Raw genomic sequence first — 18,076 nt, 5'->3', positions numbered from 1 at the left:
GGCAGCATCAGTATTCCACTTCCGTCACATTTCCCGTTTTGCATATAAAAAGTGTGCTCACCGTCTGTCCGGTCAGACGGCTGCTTCTCTCATCCGGCTGCTGCCCTCCGACTGCGATCTCATAGCTTCCCGGGTGTACCAGACATTTTCCCTCCTCGGAGATCAGTGCAAAATCACGCGGAGAAAGGGTGATACAAACCTCTTTCTTTTCCCCACATTCCAGTGCAACCGACCGGATTCCCTTCAGCTGATAGCCGGGATCGTAAGCTTCTCTTTCACTGAATCTGACATATACCTGTACCGCTTCCTGTACCGGGTAGGTACCGGTATTCTCCACCGTTACATGCACCGTTACCGGCTCCAGTATTCCAAAATCTGTGACATCTGCATGTGCATCAGAATAACGGATCTGCGAATAGGTAAGACCATATCCAAACGGATAGAGCACATGTCTGTCCGTATACCGGTAGGTACGTCCTGCCATGGAATAATCCGTAAAATCCGGAAGAAATTCCGTTCCTTCATAAAAGGTAACCGGCAGTTTTCCGCATGGAGAGAATTCTCCGAACAATGCCTCTGCGATTGCTTTTCCACCTCTCGCTCCCGGGTACCAGCAATCCAGTATTGCCCGTATCTGTGCATGTTCCTGCGCCCACGACAGATCCAGTGCACTTCCCGCCAGCACGGTGAGCACAATCGGTTTTCCGACTGCTGCGACCGCCTCTAAAAGTTCCTGCTGCAGTCCGGGAAGCTTTAATCCCAGCTTGTCACCGCTGGCATACTCATTTCCCGCATCTCCCTCTTCGCCTTCGATGCCCGCATCCAATCCCAGACACATCACAATGACATCTGCCCGCTCCGCAGCAATCAGCGCTTCCTTAAACCGGTCCTTCGGCTCCCCGAGGAATTCTACCTGATCCTTATACAGATGGCAGCCCTGCGCATATAGGACGCGGGTTTTCTCTCCGGTGTATTCCTGAATTCCCTCCAGCGGTGTAATGTATCTGGAGGATGTCCCCTCATAATTTCCAACCAGCGCTGCTCTGGAGTTCGCGTTTGGTCCGATCACTGCAATGGTATGGACCTGTTCCTGCTTCAGCGGAAGAAAATGGTTGTCATTCTTAAGCAGCACCATACTTCTTTTCGAGGCTTCTAAGGACAGTGCAATATGTTCGGGGCACTCCACCACATCATAAGGAATGTTCGCATATGGAGACGGATAATCCTCCATCATCCCCAGCCGGATTCTAACATCCATCAGGCGCTCCACCGCTTCTGTGATCGTCTTTTCCTCCACCAGTCCCTGTTCACAGGCACGGCTTAAATACAAAAATGCCTTCCCGCAGTTTAAATCACAGCCATGGTTGACAGCCATTGCCGCAGATTCTTCTACCGTCTTTGTCACATGATGGTGCTCATGAAAATCAAGAATTGCCCAGCAGTCGGACACTACGTGTCCCTCAAAACCGAATTGTTCTCTTAAAATATCCTGCAGAAGTGTCTTGCTTCCGCACGCCGGTTCCCCGTTGACGCGGTTATAAGCGCCCATCACGGCTTCCACACCGGCATCCTTGACACACCGCTTAAATGCATACAAATACGTATCGTACAAATCGTGCAGCGACACCTTTGCATCAAACTCATGGCGCAATGCTTCCGGACCGCTGTGCACGGCAAAATGCTTGGCACACGCAGCCGCCTTTAAATGATCCGGATCTTTGCCCTGAATCCCTCTGATATACGCACAGCCAAGCTTTGCCGTCAGACAGGGATCCTCCCCGTACGTCTCATGTCCTCTCCCCCAGCGTGGATCTCTAAAAATGTTAATATTCGGCGCCCAGAAAGTCAGACCTTTATAAATACCTCTGTCTCCTCTTCCTGAATACGCTTCAAACTTTGCCCGTCCCTCGGTGGACACCACATCTCCGATCTTCTCAATCAGTTCTTCATCAAAAGTCGCTGCCAGGGCAATTGCCTGTGGGAACATTGTCGCCACACCGGATCTTGCCACTCCGTGAAGCGCCTCATTCCACCAGTTATACGCCGGAATATGCAGCCGCTCAATCGCCGGTGATTCATAGCGCATCTGGCTGATCTTCTCCTCCAACGTCATCTGTTCCACCAGTCTTTTTGCATATTCTTTCGTCTCCAGACTCATCTCTCCCTCTCCTTTTGCTCTATTCTTCTGCTCCACTGCACGTAAAGCTCACATAATCCGCATAATTTTTACTGTCAGTTCCATGCGAAGACGCGTACATTCCAATGGTGCATCCCACAAAGCCTCCCGCCTCTTCCGTGGTATACGCAAGCAGGCTGACCTTATCGCAGGCACAGATCATTTTTTCTCCCAGCCTTACCCAGATACCCGCACTCTGCTCCTCTCCGCGGATCAGAATCTCCCATAACTCCTGCTCTTCTTTCAGAAGAACTTCACGGATGACCTCTTCCCTGGCATGAACATATGTGCTCACCCGAAAGCAGACATCTGTTCCCTTTTTCCCGATCTCCATCCTCAGATGATTCTCATGGTTCTGGTATAATACCATTCCCGCCGTCTCATCCTCCGACTGTGGTTCAAAGCGGAATCTGACCGCTGCATGGAAATGATAGCTTTTCTGCCGGAGTCCGAAATAACTGCTGCATCCTTTTTCACCGATCGTCTGTTTTCCACAGTATAAGCGGAATACACCGCGTTTTTCTGTCAGCGAATAGGATGCCTCATTTCTTCCCCCGATCCCAAGCAGCCTCTGATCCGGTCTCGTCTCCCAGAAACACAGGGTATCGCACGTTCCTGTTTCTTCCGGAAACCGGTACTCTTTTAGCGGCACTTCCAGTGTCTTCTCCAGACGTCCGGTTCCGGCAGCAATTACCGGCCATCCATCCTGCCATACAACTTTTGCCAGAAAAGTCTCGCGCCCCATACTTCCATGGTTCTTACAGCGTCTCGTGGCGAGCATCACCACATACCAGTTCCCGTTTTGATCCTCCACCAGATCCCCATGCCCAGCATAGACCACAGGATAATCCGCCCCAAGATTCCGATGTGTAAAGATCGGATTGCGCGGGCATCCCTCAAACCATTGAAACAGCTTTCGGCTTCTCGCCACACTGATGCTGTGTTCCGGTCCGGTTCCTCCTTCTGCATGCAGCAGATAATAATAGCCGTCTTTTTTGTACAGATGTGGTCCCTCCGGCCAGATTGCCCCTCTCACAGCCCCTTTCCAGATTGCCATACTCTCTCCGACCAGCTTCTTCGTCGTCAGATCCAGTTCCTGCACCCAGATCTCCCAGTCCCCATTGTACCTTACTCCATCGGGATTCGGTCTGGTTCCGCAATAATAGCACCTGCCATCCTCATCAAAAAACAGGCTGGGATCAATCCCGGCTGCTTCTTCTCCCAGATAACAGGGATCTGACCACGGTCCCTCCGGGTGCTCCGCCGTCACAATAAAATTACCTCCATAGCTGACATTTGTGGTAATCATATAATAAATACCCTTATGGTATCGGATGGTCGGCGCATAGATTCCCCTGGAAATCTCCTCTCCCCCAACAGCAAGCTGCTCTTTTCTCTGCAGAATATTTCCGATTTGCTCCCAATGTGCCAGATCCCTGCTGTGAAACAGCGGAACACCTGGTGCATATGCAAAACTGGATGTTACCAGATAGAAATCTTCTCCTACCCGGCAGATCGACGGGTCCGGATAAAATCCCGTCAAAATCGGATTCTTAACTGTAACCATAGCTTTTCCCCCCTACTCCACATATCCAAATCCGAGAATCGTAAATTTCTTATCCAGATTCTCACCGCTCATCTGGATTCTCACGGTATGTGCTGCCGTTTCCTTCTCCTGAAATACGAGCACCGCATTACAGTGCAGCCAGTTATTGACATGTGGATCTGCTGTGAACCGGAATTCCCCATCCACCAGCACATCCGCTGTCCCGGCATCCACCTCGCCGGAATCCTTAAATATCAGAAATAACGCTCTGCATGTGATCGTCAGTTCAAAAAACGCCCGATCCGGCTTAGTTCCATCATACATCCAGTTATATGGGAATTCCGGCGTAGTGCAAAGATCCTGATCCATTTCCACACACTGCAGTTCGTGATCTGTCGCATCAAAGCCTCCCTCTCTCATACTGGCACCCTCATATCCGTCCCGCCGGTCTAAGAGTTTTACTTTTTCAAACGAATTGCCGATTGCAGGCTCCCCGCGCAGACACTGTTCTAAGACTTCCTCCTCCGTCATGCCCTGCCGGAAGCTGTCCACCCTCGCATGGTCGGACGTATCACATATCTCCATCAGGTATTCCAGACAATCTGCCATAATGGTATGTCCAAGGTTGGTCGGATGAAACATGTCATAAAAAAACTGGTTCTTCGTAATCACTCTTTTCTGTTCTTTTCCGGAAAACTGCGGGGTAACCGCATCCAGAATACTTACCATCGGAAGGTCGTACTGTCTTCCCACCGGCTGCAGACGTTCCTGAAGATTCCAGTCATTTGCAAATACGGAAAACAAGAGTACCACCGCAGGTCTCCACGGCAGCTTCAATACCTTACGCACCAGACTCTCATAGCAGTCCCCTTTGGTCTCATCTCCCTCATCATTCACCGCAAACTCGATTACAACAAGATCCGGCTGTTCCCCCTCACGCAACACATCTCTGTCAAAACGGATCATTCCAAGCTCCGATGGGGTTCCTCCTACTCCCGCCTTGATGAATCTGACATTATTGTTCCGTGCAAATCGTTTCTGAAACAGCTGATATGCCTTATATGCATAACACTCTGTGTGAATCGGCACTGCCCCTGCCCCCTGTGTGATGGACCCTCCGATAAAAGCAAGCGTCACTTCTTTTCCGGCTCGCGCTTTCTCAATCACTTTCCGGATGCGGTAGGTATTTCCCAGGTTCATAAGAGAGCGCTGCACCATCTTATAATATTCTTCCGAATGGAGATCCACTTTTTCTTCTGTCAGATCTTCCGGTGCCGTAAATCCGTCGTTTAAATAAAAACGGACATCTGCCTTTCCCACCCGTTCCGGCTGGTCAAATGTAAAGCGGATCTGTCCGGGCACATCATCATCCAGACTCCATTCATAATCCGACAGACAGATCCTCTGTTCCATCCCATCTCCCTGCAGTGTTGCCACCAGATTCGTTCCGCCCCCATACAAATCCTTTTTGCCGTACATCTGAAAAACAAATTCTATCTTTTCAGCCGGATGCTCCATCTCAACCGACACACCAATACTGTGTACAAGCGTGCGGAAGCCTTTCACTGTACCGAGCAGTTCAAGTATTCTGCTATCCGTGATATTTCCGACAATCTGTGCACTGTTTGCCAGACGGCCGTCACTTTCATAGATGAACTGCACTGCTTTGCCATCTCCCTGCTTCAGTCCGCAGATCTCTTTTCCACGCATAATATAAAAATGTGCTCTTGCTTTTTCCGGGTCTCTCGGTGCCACTGGTCCTGTCATTCTGTGCTCCTCCTGCCATTTTATTTTATATACATCTATGGTAGCACAGATTTCCTTCCGGATACGCGGGAGAAACTATAGATATTACTACGATAAATTAGTGTTCTTGCCCCTGCCCCCGCGGAGCGTTTTACCGGAAGCCGTCACATCAGAAATAAACGGCTGCCTTTATGCGGTAAGTAATGTGAGGAGAACCGTTCTTTTTCTGATGTGACTGTCTTCCGGTATTGATTCGGCAGCATTCCGTACCGCTTCCGGAACAGATTGGAAAATGCCTTGCTGTTTGGAAAGCCGTGGTTTAATGCAATCTCGCCAATCGCAAGATCCGTCTCTTCCAGATCCCTCACGGCATGCTCCAGACGCACACTCGACAGATATTCCTTGTAATTGATCTTCGCATATTTTTGAAACATCCGGGAGAGATACGCCGGTGAATAACCAAAAATCCCCGCCAGTTTTTCCAGCGAAACATCCTCCGTATAATGCTCCTTCAGATACCCGGTAATCCTTCCGAGACGCTTAAGCTGCTTATTGTTCTTAAGTATCTCTTCGCCCACCTCAAACTTCCGGTATCTTGTCACCAGAAGATACTCCAGCTGATAAAAACAGCTTAGCATTTTTAATTCGTAACCGGTCTGTTTCTCACCGTACGCCACAAACATTGTCTCGAGCAGAGAAAACACCTGACGGTCATCCTCTTTTCCGCTGTGGGAAAACCAGATAAACTGTTCTTCCGTATAATAATCCGCAAAGACGGCAAGCGGAATCTGCAGCACAATCGTCTCGTTTGGCAGGGGAGCATGGATCGCATGCACCTCATTGCTGTTCACCAGCACAAAATCCCCCGCTGCAAGTACATATTTTTTCTCATTCAGGAAAAACTCAAGCTGCCCCTGTCTCACGGCAAATATCTCGATAGAACGGTGCCAGTGCTTCTCCCTGATGTATTTTCCGCCGCCGCCCTCAAAGAGAAACAGCTTAAACGGAAGTCCCCTGTCCGGAACGATCACTTCATGCTGATAAACAATATCATTCACTCCACTTCGGTCTCCTTTAACAAAATTTCATTACCGCGCAGTAAGCTGAAACCGCCGGTTTTCACCAGCCATCCTCATAAAATATACTGTATGTTTTTTATTTTGTTAAAAGTATAACATAAATTTCAATTTTCTCATTTATTTTTCACAATTAATTTATATTTTGTTTATCTTTCTTTGAAATACTGCACAATTTCCCTTGTCTTCTTTTTTCGTCTTTTTTCGCACTTCCACAATTCTTTTGTTTTCCCTACTCCGGCAGACTGTCCGACAAACATAAAGTTCCCCACCCCACCTGCGGATTCGGATATTCCTGCAGCAGACCAGAAGCTCTTCCTCCTCCCAGCGGGCGCGCACCGCGGATCAGGTACGCCTTTATTTTTTCTCCGTACAGGTACACATCGTTTCCGCGCACAATCCCCCACTCCATCAGAAGCGCGGCGCTCCCCGTCACAAACGGAGTTGCCATCGAAGTTCCGGAACGCGCCGTATAGCCTCCGCCCGGCGCACAGGAGGTGATCTCCACGCCCGGCGCTGCCAGATCCGGCTTGACCTGTCCGTTTCCGGTAAATCCTCTGCCTGAAAATCCAGCCAGCTGCCCGAACCGCGCGTCGTACGCCCCGACCGTAATCACCTTCGCCGCAGTGGACGGAATGGTAAGCGTTGTCTCCTCCCGCGGCAGAAGGAATCCGGTGCCTTCGTTTAAAACGCCTCCCGCCGGGAACCACATATCATAGCGCCCCGTGACGATGCGCTGCGGAATCAGGCGCACCGTCCAGATTCCACTGTCCACATAGTCGCGCACGGGAAGGAAATCCAGGTAGATCTCCTGGTAAGGGCTGTATGGGCTCGGCTCTCCATAGTAGAGCAGAATCTGCGTCTGCCCCAGCGTAAAACGCTGCGATCCCTGTATCTGGCGGATCGGTCCGATCTGCATGCCGCCCGGATGAATGAGAAGCACCGCCATCTCATCCGCATAGGATTTCCAGATCTGAAGATTTAAGGCGCTCTCGTACGCGCTCACCGCGAACTCTACATTTTCCGCCTGCCCCATTCCAAGCGCTCCCGCCGTGTGCGTGGCAGCCGCTCCCTCATTCCCGCTTCCGATCACGATCGAGCTCTTCCAGTAGTTTGCGAGATCATCCAGATAAGTCTCGATGAGCGACGTTCCCGTGTGGCTTCCGTAATTATTCCCAAAGCTTAAGTTGATAGCGACCGGCTGCTGCCGCTCCTGCGCTTTTCTAATGCAGTAATCCACCGCCTGCATCAGTTCCGTTGTCCGCGGGAACGCCCCCTCCCGCTGGTTGCCGAGCTTTACAATCAAAAGATCGCTCTCATACGCCACACCGCGGTATCTTCCCTCCGACGCTCTTCCGTTGCCGGCGGCAATTCCCGCCACGTGTGTCCCGTGTCCCGATGCATCCCTGCTCGGGCAGACCGCATACCGCTGCTGTTCCGTGGGCTGCGCGAGCGCCTCGTTGATGCGCGCCTCATCGTACTCGGTTCCAAGGAAATACCCCGCCGGCGCCGACAAGCCCCCGGACGCCGGGATCGTCTGATCCCAGAGACTGACAATGCGGGTCGTACCGTCCGCCCTCCGAAAATCCGGATGCGCGTAATCGATGCCGGAATCAATGACCGCCACAAGGACACCGGCACCCGACAGGCCGGTTCTCTCCTGCAGCTGCGTAATGCAGGATGCACGCTTTCCATTGTCCACCGCGAAAAATAAAAGTTTCGGCTTTTCCATGTACTCGATTTTATCCAGCGCTGCCACCGGCTCCACGAGATGTTCCGGCAGCACTAAAACGGCATATTCATTCTGCAGATTTGTCAGTCGAATCCTCGGATATTCCTCCGGAAAATTTTTAAAAAGGAGCGCCTCAAGCTCCTCCGTTGTCCCGACAAATTTTACAATGACCTCCCACGTCTGTTCGGCACTATCGTAGCCGATGTCCAGCTCCAGCGACTTCTCCCGCTCCTCCTGTGTCGCCGCCAGTGCCAGATTCAGCAGATTCTCCATTTTTTCGTTCGGCATAAAAAATCTCCGCAACAACATCTTATTTCTATTAGATGCCGCCGCGGAGACCGTTATGTCTGCCTGTATTCTGTTTTTGTCTGTTTTTTATTTCACCCGCTCAGAAAACATCATAAAGAAGCTGACCAGAAGACATCCCACCGACACCCAGATCATGTGAATACCGTAGCGCATGGACAGATTGCCGCCGATGCCCGCCCCGATCGCAAAGAAAAGAATGATTCCGAAATAGTAGAGCGACTGTCTTAACTGTTCCGGTCTCTTGTCCCGCAGATACATGGAAAATGCCGCCGTGCCGCTCCGCAGATTGCCAATGCACATCGTGCTCGCATAGGAATAGCCATTTACCTTGCGGAACGTCTGCACCTGCATCGCGCAGGCAAAAGACACCAGCACCGTCGCCGCCATGTTGTATTCCTGCGGGATAAATCCCACTGCAAATAAAATCACAATCTCAAGCAGCAGAATTCCCTGTCTCCAGTGAAGCCGCTTCGCGTATTTGAAACGCCCCTGTATGCGCTCCGCAAAAAACACGCCAAACGCAAACGCCAGCAACGGGAACAGATAGCGCAGTCCGTCCATCCATCTGCCCACCATAAAATTCTGACTCATCAGCACCACGTTGCCGGTCTGGGCATTGGAGAAGACCTCCTCCCTCGTATTATAGGTATAGGCATCCTGAAATCCTCCGGAGACCGCCAGAAAAATACTGGTCAGAAATGCCTCTGACATCTGAAGTTCGTTCTTTTTCTCGTTCATAAGTATCTCTCACCCTTTCACATTCTTCTCTATTATAGCGGTTTACGTGAGATGCGCAAGTACCCGTTTTCTGCCGGCTCATAATTTCCGTTTGCGCGGCATACACTATTCCAGTATCTGAATGTGCGGCAGCCTGCCGGCGCATTCTCCCATGAAAGGAGTATTTTATATGTGCGGAATCTCCGGTTTCTGCGACTTTTCTAAAAATTTTAAAAAGGAACCCGTCCTCTGGGAACGTATTCTCACCGACATGCATCACGCGCTCGCCCACCGCGGCAGCGACAGTTTCGGCACCTATTTAGACACGCATGTGGGGCTTTCCCACGCCAGACTCAGCATCCGCGATATTGCGGGCGGCAGTCAGCCCATAATCCGGCAGGATGGGGAACGCACCTGCGCGATCGTCTACAATGGCGAGATCTACAACACCGACGAACTGCTGCCGCCGCTTCTCGCCGCTGGGTATACTTTTTCCACCACTTCCGACACGGAAGTCATTCTCTGCGCCTATCTGCACTATGGGAGGGATTTTGTCAGCCGCCTGAACGGCATTTTTGCCTTTGCGATCTGGGACGGCGGAACCGGTGAACTGCTTTTGTACCGTGACCGTGCCGGTACCAAACCGCTCTTCTACAGCACCCCGGGCGGCACACTGGTCTTTGGCTCCGAGCCAAAAGCGCTCTTCTGCCACCCGGATATCACGCCCACCATCGATGAAAACAGCCTGTTGGAGCTTCTGTCCATCGGTCCGGCACGCACACCCGGCAACGGCATTTTTTCCGGCATGCACGAGGTTCTCCCCGGTCATTATCAGATTTTCTCCCGGGAGGGCACGAAGCAGGTGTGCTACTGGGATCTTACCGCCGCCCCGCACACCGATTCCTATGAAAAAACGGTGGAGATGGTCTCTTATCTGGTGCGCGATGCCGTAAAGCGGCAGATGGTCTCGGACGTCCCGGTCTGCACCTTTCTCTCCGGCGGCATCGACTCTTCCATCGTAACCGCGATCGCCGCAGGCTGCATGCAAAAGGACGGGCAGACTCTAAATACGTTCTCTTTTGATTTTGCGGAAAACGATAAATATTTCCAGTCAAACGCCTTTCAGCCCGAGCGCGATCTGCCCTACGTCAACATCATGCTCGCCCACTGCCAGACGCACCACACCTATCTGGAATGCTCCCAGAGCACGCTTTATGAGGCACTTTTTTCGGCGGTCGACGCCAGGGATCTTCCCGGCATGACCGATGTGGATGCCTCTCTGCTCTACTTCTGTTCTCTGGTCGCCAGACACAACAAAGTCACACTGACCGGAGAATGTGCCGATGAAATCTTCGGCGGCTATCCCTGGTTCTACCGCCCGGAGCTTTTAAACCGTGACGGTTTTCCGTGGTCTGCCGATGTCTCTGCGCGCGCCGCATTCCTGTCCGGCGACGTGACTGACCGCCTGGATCTCGCCGGTTACTCGCGCGCCCGCTATGAAGAGACTATAAGTGCTTCCCCGAAGCTTCCCGGCGAATCGCCCGAGGAAGCCCGCAGGCGTGCCGTCGGCTACCTGAATATCAAGTGGTTCATGCAGACGCTCCTCGACCGCATGGACCGCACCAGCATGTACTCCGGTCTGGAAGCGCGCGTTCCCTTTGCTGACCACCGCATCATGGAGTACGTCTTCAACGTGCCGTGGAGCATGAAGTATCAGAACGGCGTGGAAAAAACGCTGCTGCGCGACGCCTGCGCGGATCTGCTTCCGGCAGAACTGCTGCACCGCAAAAAAAAGCCCGTACCCGAAGACTTACCACCCGGGCTACGAGAAGCTTCTCGCGGATCACCTGCGCCGGATCATAAGCGATCCGAACGCGCCGGTCTACCCGCTGATCGATCCAAAAAAAGCCAAGGCATTCCTCGCCGCTCCCAAGGAGCTTGGCAGACCGTGGTTCGGTCAGCTCATGGCGGGACCCCAGCTTATGGCATATTTTATCCAGCTCAATGACTGGATGGGAAAATATCATCTGTCCGTGTAAGGAAAAGAAAACGCCTCCAGAATCGTGTCCTCCTAATATGCGCAAAGCAGATACTACAGTGGATTTTCTTCCGCCCGGCGGTGAATCTGGAACCGAAGTGATATCGGAGCCAATCTGCACCATATCCGCAGGAGACAGAACAAAATTATTCACATTGAAATTCTGCTGGATGCGCTCCGCGTGAACTGACTTCGGAATCGCCACAATCCTCTCCTGCCGCAAGGAGTGCTGTTGGCAGAGCGGTCGGGGCAGCTTTCCTGCTGCGCCTCGCCGACCGCTTTTTCAGTGGGATATTCCGTTAGCTGGAGAACGAGCAAAACTGAAATCTTCCGTTTCCAGACTTGTTTGTATCCTTTTTCCCGAATTGGGAAACCTCGTTCCTACACTTCATATGGCTTCCGTCTATGCCCTGCTTTCCGAGTTTCCAAGTGCAGACACAGTTGCGAATGCTCATCTTAATGGAAGAATTTTTTGTCTTAATGGACTGCTTGGATTCCTTTAATGCTGCCCGATACTGCCTGAACATTCCCTTCTTTGCTTTATCAACCTTTTTGATTTTCAATTTTCTCACCTTCTTTCAAATGCCAACAAAAAAAGCCGCCATGAAGATGTACTCTCCATAACGGCTTAGTTAAATGTTATTTTTTCCTTTTGTGGCTCTTGGGATTAAGCCTCATTTCTTTTGCCATTCTTATTTCTTCTTCCCCAAGCTTACATTTTCTTTTTGCTTCGTCCCAAAGTTGCTGGCTGTATGCCATGAAATCACATCCTTTCAAGATTTTCTTCTTGACAAACAATACATATACCTTTACTATAGGTGTTAGGAAGAAACGAAGTTTACTACCGTACAGCTATTGCTCATGCGGCTTGCTCGTTTCTTTTTTTGTTCTTACCAAATCATATAGATAAAGTTTTCCATCTGCATCACATCTTACAAGCATTCTTGTTGAAAAAATGTTATAACGCTCCAGATTTCCATCTTCATCATAAACCGGTATTCCAAATCTTGTATTATAACGATACCATCCAAATTGTGCCTTTGCCCCATGTTTATTCTTATAATCAGGATACTGTGCCTTTTCAGAAGCAATCTGGATAAGTTCACCAATAGCAGGCGTAATGTTTGCTTTCGCTTTCATATTAGCACCTTTTAATCCCTTTGTATCATTTGAATGACTGAACTCATCTGGAAAATCAGAACCGATATATATTTTCTCTGAGGTTTCGGATATTTCAAAGTATTCTCCAATATATTCTTTCAGATACTGCTCTACTTCATTCCAATCTATCCCCTTCCTCGACTTAAATCTTATATCATTAATAAGGGCTATTTTTGAACCATCCAAATCCGTAATAATACTGACACTTTTGTTCATATTTCTCGTCCTTTTCTCTTCGTATCAGATATCTTTCGACATCTGATGCGATTTTACCATAAGTGTCACAATTATACTATGAATTTTTCTGCTTCTCCTTCGCTTTCTGTTCTTGGATTATTTCGTGTAAATTTGTGTTGCATCAATCTGATAACTAAGATTTGTCAAGGTTCCCTGACAACCAGCAACTGCACTTTTGGCACAATCCGGAATAGCCGCTAAATTTTCTTCCAAATATTTTGCTTTTTCTGGGTCATTCATGCACTTCTTTAAAAATGCACTTGATACAGATACCGTTGTTGGGATCCTGTGATTGCCATAATCTTACCTTCCTATCTGTTTTTACTTTGTCTGACTAGTTTCTTTCTGAACTTTATCAGTGTTTTTCTTCCAACAACTAAATCAATATTGCTCCTTTTCAACGCTTCTATGCCAACGCATCAAATGACGATGTTCCGCTTTCCATCACTCCTATAGATGTTGAAGTACCTAGCAGTTCCACCAGTTTTCCTGTCAGATCTGCCACATCTTTGCCATCTATTCTCAGATTATATTGCCGTTCTTCCTGCTCCTGTTTTTCGGCACGCTGTTTTTCCAGCCGTTCTTCTGTCTCTTTCTTTTCTGCTTTTCTTTTTTCAAGTCTTTCTTCAAGTTCTTTCCTTGCTTTTTCTGTTCCTGGATCAGCCTCATCCTGAGTACACATTACAGAACTCATGCTATCATATCCATTTATAGTAATACTATAACTCAGTATCTTTGCTCCTCTTGCTGCCACATAAGCTTCTGACTGTTCTATTGTTTTTGGTATTAGCGATAAATTGTACTCCAGCCATTGTTTTGTCTTTTCATCTCCCATAACCTCTGACAAAAGAGAGCTGTTTATATTTACGGAATAATCTTTGCTTCTTAAGCAATCATATTTTTGTGTTAAATAGTTCTTATATTCATGGGCATTCTTATATGTTCTGCCCGTTTTGCTGCCAGCATTTTGTGTGTTGCTATAACGATTCGTGTTTGCAGCATAGGTAACACCTGTATCATTTTGAATCTTCATTATCCTATTATCCTTTCCCTGAAATTTTATTTATCTGTTTTTTATATCGCCCTTTCTTCATTTATTATCTACTCAAATGTAACGAACCGACCTTTTTTTTGTAATAAAAAAATCAGCAGACATATTTCCCACTGATTTTGTAATCGTCATGCTTTCTGGTCGAAATAACCATTATACTTCCTTATCTATCTTACCTGACGTTAGAGAGGAATCCGTTTTCAAATATGTACCATTGTTTGTATAAGTCACACTTGCGCGGTTTGCAGCATTTGATATACCAGCTGCTTTCTGGGCTGTTTTGCCTGCAAAGGAATTGTAACCTGTAAAAACCGTTTTCAATGAACTGATATCTGCTTTCTTCAATGCATCTTCATCCAGCTCCAGCTTATTCCCCTTTCCTATGGTAATACCTATTTTAGAAAGTAAATGACTGGTTTTGTCTGTCATGCCTGTCATCCATGAAGCATTTCTGAGGACATCTTTTGTATTGGATTCTCCTGCCTCCTTAACAACGTCATTATAATCATCAATAAAAGCTTTCACTTTTTTGGTAATTGCATCCCAGTCATAATCCTCTACCTCTGTTTCTTCCCCGGTCTTTTCATCCTTCTTTTTAATTTTCTTTTTTTCCCAGAGTGACGCATCGTTTAGTGCATCTGCTGATTTTTTCAGGGAATCCGCACTTGTTTTCATCAGTGTAAGCTTCTGTGAAGTATCGCCTTTCCCCGATAATTTTTCTGCATCCTGCTTTGCATAATATGCTTTCATAAGTTTTCCATAGCTTCCGTTTTTAATTGCAGCATAATCAGAAAGCATATTGGTGTTTCCTACGGATGAACTGTCGGAAGTTCCGCCAAATAATGCGGAATAATCTACATTGCTGTTATATTTACTTGTGTAATCACTAAAACTCTTAATCTCTGACATAATCCCATTCTCCTTTACCAACTATAAGCGAATATCAATCGGTGTATATACTGCCTGTTGTGTTGCATTCTGTGCATTTTCCGGAGTCGGTGTTTCTACTGTCACCTGTGTTTCCCTTTTGATATCCGTATTCTTTACGCTGTCTGTCTCCTCTGCTGCTCCTGTAGCTTTCTGTGTTTTCTCAGATTTTTCAGTATTATTCTTTGTTGCTGTGCCTTCTGTATTGCTGTTATCCGCTTTTGTAGCTTCTTCTACTGATTTATTTGCATCAGCAAGTGTAGACATCTGTGCTGCTGTCGCAGACTGTGCCTTTGCCTTAAGCTCTGCCAGTTCTTCTTCCTTCTTCTCGGTATTTCCTTTTCCGGCATCCTGTTTGATTTCAGATTCAAGCACACTGGCACGTCCTTCTATCTGTGTTGCCATACTGCCCTGCACCTTTGCCTGTTTCATGGAAGAATCTGCGGAGATCATTGCCTGCATACTTGCCTTGGACAATCCGGTGCCTTTCTTTTTCGAAGTGTTATTTGTTCCAGCCACCATATCATCCATAGATGACGAATTTTTACTCTGCTGTTCCTTTCTCTGCTCGATCTGGTGCTGTCTTAACTGCTGATTGAGATTGTTAATCTCCTGCTGTATCTCCTGACGCTTTTTCATCTTATCCTCTAATGACATTTCTTCATTCGATGATAAGTCCTGTAGCTTCTGTTTGGCATTTGCAATCTGATTCTGAATATTTTTACTTACAGAATCATTCCCCTGTGCCATTCCCATTGTCCCTGACTGCATATTTGTCCCACTAAATCCATTAATTCTCATTTAATCCTCCTTGTTTTGCGGAGCAAAATCCGAACCCACTGGTGAGGAGAGGATTTAGACTCCTTGTTTTGCGGAGCAAAATCCGAACCCACTGGTGAGGAGAGGATTTAGACTCCTTGTTTTGCGGAGCAAAATCCGAACCCACTGGTGAGGAGAGGATTTAGACTCCTTGTTTTGCGGAGCAAAATCCGAACCCACTGGTGAGGAGAGGATTTAGACTCCTTGAACTTAAATTCTGAAATCCGTTTCCTTAAAAATCTGTACAACATGATTTCTCTTTACTGATTCCTTCGGCACATCTTTCTTCACAATAAACAGCGATGTTGTGAACCGCCCTTTTTTTGTTGTGAAGCAAATAAAAAGCACTAACTTCTTATTGTTAGTGCCTTTCCTGAAATACTACTTCTTTTTATTCTACCTGTAACATAATACTTAGAACCACTTCCTGATTCTCCTGCTCTAAAGAGATATCTCCCAGATACATCCTTGCAACCCTTCGGATATTATGCAGTCCAATTCCATGCTCCTTCCCGGATTTCTTTGTTTCCGGCAGATCGCTTTCCTTATATTTTAATGTGCCCTCGTAACTGTTTTTTATAGTTATCATAAAAATACTGTTTTTCCGAAAAGACGTAATACTGATATAAGGATTTTCACCACTAACATTCTCCATACAATTGTTAAGTGCATTGTTCAAAATCACGCTCAAATCAAATGCATTTAATTTCGTATCCTTCGGATAATGAAAATCTGATGTAAAACGAATCTGCCTCTCCTTCGCTTCTCTTAACTTTTCCATGAAAATCACATCAAGGACAGGACTCCCCGTTTTTATCTCAGGAGATATTTCATTCCACTCCTTTTTCAAATGCTCCATATATTCTGCTGCATCATCCATATGGTTCTCTGCCACAAGATGTTCCAGTATCTGTATATGATTCCCCATGTCATGACGCAGGCTGCGGATATCCTGATACAGCTTTTCCACTTCCCCGATATGCTTTTTCATATCACTGACCTGATTTAATACCAGTTCCTGCCCTGTCTGTTCTTCCTGTGCCACCTTCCAGTTTTGAAACATGATTGTCATAACAAGAATTGCTATGATAGAGATAAAATAATGCACGAAGCTTAAAGCTCCATAAAATCCATACGTATCAATCAGGCTCTTTCCTGTATCCTTTTCATAAATATTCAGATAATATTGCAGAATACCATATCCTGTTACACCTACGAGAGAAGGCATGATGAGCATTACCAGCTCTTTGCCGCTCATCTCATCTTTTTTGTATACATAGGCTTTATTGATCAGACCGATTGCGACTGCAAGGAAAACGATGCAGAGCACAATATCCAGAATTCTTGTTCCAGCATAAAGTCCATATTGCAGCCATTGTCTTCCGGCAATCGTATTCCCAAAAACCAGAGCTTTTGTGATAAAATCATCCAGTCTGCCTGCCATTGCAACCGCAAGCCAACGGATAGAAAAGAATGTCACTGCAAGAAATAGTTTCTGATAGATGTTTCGTCTGTCCTGTACATACATCACAAGAAATGCAGCCACAACTCCCATCAAATATGCAGAAAAATTGCCAATCCGCTGCGGTATCAGATACAGCACAGACATAATTCCAATATAAACAATACTGACCAGAGCAGCTTCCCTTTTCTTTTTCATATATGGGTATACAAAAACACCAAAACAGATTCCTGTAAAAATCAAAATTGCAATAACAGAAAACTTCGATGTGATCATCCAGCATCTTTCCACGAAACTCATCTGACTTCATTTCCTTTCCTCTGGTTGTATTTCAGATACCTCCTGACAAACTCCGGATAGTTCTGTTTTGCAATCAATGCAGTTCCATTTTTCATAGTCACACAAGTTGCATCATATTTTTCTACATATTTAAAATGTACAAGGTATGCTCTGTGTGTTCGGAAGAAATCTTCCCCAGCCATATTCTGCAAATCCTGCAGCTTTCCGTAGTATTCAATATCCGTATTTCGTGTATGGATAATAACTTTCCGGTTAAACACCTCAGCATACACAATATCACGCAGGAAAATTTTTATATGGCTTCCGGCGGTCTGTACCATGATATATTTTTCGTCTTTTTCAAGTCTGGAACTCCTTTTTACGGCATGGACTGCCTTTGTCACAACCTCTTTCAATTTTTCATCGTAAAATGGCTTCACCAGATAATGAAATGCTCCGACATCAAATGCCTGAAAAACATACTCCTCTGCTGCTGTCACAAAAATGAGTATCATATCCTCATTGTCCTGCCGAAGCATCTTTGCCGTTTCCATTCCATCCATTCCCGGCATCTGAATATCCAGAAATAGAACATCCGGCTTACAGCCACTTGCAATCAGTTTCTCACCCGATAAATATTTCTCTATAACCGCATCCGGCAATAACTTTTTTATTTTTTCCTCCAATATCTGAACCATAGATACTTCATCATCGCAGATAGCAATTCGCATATTGTCACTTCCTTTTTGTCTGATAAATATATTTATTATATCGGACAAACAGATGGTCTCTGACACAGT

Annotated in this window: 13 protein-coding genes and 2 pseudogenes; 2 read left to right on the top strand and 13 right to left on the bottom strand. The window is 47.1% G+C overall.

Going from position 1 to position 18,076, the window contains the following annotated elements; translation table 11 throughout:
* Positions 1–7 precede the first annotated feature (7 nt).
* The 6 genes from RHOM_RS05645 to RHOM_RS05620 form a co-directional block, all read right to left on the bottom strand.
* Positions 8–2,158, bottom strand: a complete 2,151-nt coding sequence (locus RHOM_RS05645; protein ID WP_014079315.1) for a glycoside hydrolase family 3 C-terminal domain-containing protein — start codon at positions 2,156–2,158, stop codon at positions 8–10.
* A gap of 19 nt (positions 2,159–2,177) precedes the next feature.
* On the bottom strand, positions 2,178–3,743 hold the full coding sequence (locus RHOM_RS05640) for a glycoside hydrolase family 43 protein (protein ID WP_014079314.1): 1,566 nt from the start codon (positions 3,741–3,743) through the stop codon (positions 2,178–2,180).
* Positions 3,744–3,755: 12 nt separating this feature from the next.
* A complete protein-coding gene (locus tag RHOM_RS05635; protein ID WP_014079313.1) occupies positions 3,756–5,489 on the bottom strand; it encodes a GDSL-type esterase/lipase family protein in 1,734 nt (577 codons plus the stop codon).
* A gap of 143 nt (positions 5,490–5,632) precedes the next feature.
* Positions 5,633–6,526: an AraC family transcriptional regulator gene (locus RHOM_RS05630; RefSeq protein WP_014079312.1), complete on the bottom strand. Its 894-nt coding sequence runs from the start codon at positions 6,524–6,526 to the stop codon at positions 5,633–5,635.
* Between the two features lie 250 nt (positions 6,527–6,776).
* Positions 6,777–8,564 carry a S8 family peptidase gene (locus tag RHOM_RS05625; RefSeq protein WP_014079311.1) on the bottom strand — a complete coding sequence of 596 codons (1,788 nt, stop codon included), beginning with the start codon at positions 8,562–8,564 and terminating at the stop codon, positions 6,777–6,779.
* Positions 8,565–8,651: 87 nt separating this feature from the next.
* The gene (locus tag RHOM_RS05620; RefSeq protein WP_014079310.1) at positions 8,652–9,323 is read right to left on the bottom strand and encodes a YoaK family protein; all 672 of its coding nucleotides are present in this window, start codon (positions 9,321–9,323) and stop codon (positions 8,652–8,654) included.
* A gap of 169 nt (positions 9,324–9,492) precedes the next feature.
* Between RHOM_RS05620 and asnB the strand changes: the two are divergent.
* Together asnB and RHOM_RS18285 are read left to right on the top strand one after the other, a co-directional pair.
* A pseudogene (gene asnB / locus RHOM_RS05615) lies at positions 9,493–11,341 on the top strand (asparagine synthase (glutamine-hydrolyzing)).
* A gap of 307 nt (positions 11,342–11,648) precedes the next feature.
* A pseudogene (locus tag RHOM_RS18285) lies at positions 11,649–11,798 on the top strand (IS110 family transposase); the annotation flags it as partial.
* Positions 11,799–12,192: 394 nt separating this feature from the next.
* On the opposite strand, the gene RHOM_RS05605 reads toward RHOM_RS18285, so the two are convergent.
* The 7 genes from RHOM_RS05605 to RHOM_RS05580 all read right to left on the bottom strand — a co-directional run bounded on the left by RHOM_RS05605 (position 12,193) and on the right by RHOM_RS05580 (position 18,007).
* Positions 12,193–12,717 (bottom strand): hypothetical protein, encoded by a 525-nt coding sequence (locus RHOM_RS05605; protein ID WP_014079306.1) that lies wholly within the window; start codon positions 12,715–12,717, stop codon positions 12,193–12,195.
* A gap of 117 nt (positions 12,718–12,834) precedes the next feature.
* Entirely contained in the window at positions 12,835–12,978 is a 144-nt protein-coding gene (locus RHOM_RS17900; protein WP_242823163.1) for a hypothetical protein, read from the bottom strand.
* 166 nt (positions 12,979–13,144) lie between these two features.
* Positions 13,145–13,771: a DUF6033 family protein gene (locus RHOM_RS05600; protein ID WP_014079305.1), complete on the bottom strand. Its 627-nt coding sequence runs from the start codon at positions 13,769–13,771 to the stop codon at positions 13,145–13,147.
* Positions 13,772–13,942: 171 nt separating this feature from the next.
* Positions 13,943–14,698: a hypothetical protein gene (locus RHOM_RS05595; protein ID WP_014079304.1), complete on the bottom strand. Its 756-nt coding sequence runs from the start codon at positions 14,696–14,698 to the stop codon at positions 13,943–13,945.
* A gap of 21 nt (positions 14,699–14,719) precedes the next feature.
* Entirely contained in the window at positions 14,720–15,517 is a 798-nt protein-coding gene (locus RHOM_RS05590) for a FlxA-like family protein (RefSeq protein WP_014079303.1), read from the bottom strand.
* Positions 15,518–15,926: 409 nt separating this feature from the next.
* Positions 15,927–17,297, bottom strand: coding sequence for a GHKL domain-containing protein (locus RHOM_RS05585; protein WP_014079301.1), 1,371 nt, complete (start codon positions 17,295–17,297; stop codon positions 15,927–15,929).
* Positions 17,294–18,007, bottom strand: coding sequence for a LytR/AlgR family response regulator transcription factor (locus RHOM_RS05580; protein WP_014079300.1), 714 nt, complete (start codon positions 18,005–18,007; stop codon positions 17,294–17,296). Before RHOM_RS05580 ends, RHOM_RS05585 begins: the two co-directional genes overlap by 4 nt.
* Positions 18,008–18,076 lie beyond the last annotated feature (69 nt).

Source organism: Roseburia hominis A2-183 (assembly GCF_000225345.1).
GTDB lineage: Bacteria > Bacillota > Clostridia > Lachnospirales > Lachnospiraceae > Roseburia > Roseburia hominis.
This window is presented reverse-complemented; position numbering and strand designations above follow the sequence as displayed.

Excerpts from the sequence above, each read along its gene's own strand:
- RHOM_RS05595 (WP_014079304.1), bottom strand. The coding sequence starts at position 14,698 with ATGTCAGAGATTAAGAGTTTTAGTGATTACACAAGTAAATATAACAGC.
- RHOM_RS05600 (WP_014079305.1), bottom strand. The coding sequence starts at position 13,771 with ATGAAGATTCAAAATGATACAGGTGTTACCTATGCTGCAAACACGAAT.
- RHOM_RS05625 (WP_014079311.1), bottom strand. The coding sequence starts at position 8,564 with ATGCCGAACGAAAAAATGGAGAATCTGCTGAATCTGGCACTGGCGGCG.
- RHOM_RS05585 (WP_014079301.1), bottom strand. The coding sequence starts at position 17,297 with ATGAGTTTCGTGGAAAGATGCTGGATGATCACATCGAAGTTTTCTGTT.
- RHOM_RS05605 (WP_014079306.1), bottom strand. The coding sequence starts at position 12,717 with ATGAACAAAAGTGTCAGTATTATTACGGATTTGGATGGTTCAAAAATA.
- RHOM_RS05640 (WP_014079314.1), bottom strand. The coding sequence starts at position 3,743 with ATGGTTACAGTTAAGAATCCGATTTTGACGGGATTTTATCCGGACCCG.
- RHOM_RS05620 (WP_014079310.1), bottom strand. The coding sequence starts at position 9,323 with ATGAACGAGAAAAAGAACGAACTTCAGATGTCAGAGGCATTTCTGACC.
- RHOM_RS05590 (WP_014079303.1), bottom strand. The coding sequence starts at position 15,517 with ATGAGAATTAATGGATTTAGTGGGACAAATATGCAGTCAGGGACAATG.
- RHOM_RS17900 (WP_242823163.1), bottom strand. The coding sequence starts at position 12,978 with ATGAATGACCCAGAAAAAGCAAAATATTTGGAAGAAAATTTAGCGGCT.
- RHOM_RS05580 (WP_014079300.1), bottom strand. The coding sequence starts at position 18,007 with ATGCGAATTGCTATCTGCGATGATGAAGTATCTATGGTTCAGATATTG.
- RHOM_RS05645 (WP_014079315.1), bottom strand. The coding sequence starts at position 2,158 with ATGAGTCTGGAGACGAAAGAATATGCAAAAAGACTGGTGGAACAGATG.
- RHOM_RS05635 (WP_014079313.1), bottom strand. The coding sequence starts at position 5,489 with ATGACAGGACCAGTGGCACCGAGAGACCCGGAAAAAGCAAGAGCACAT.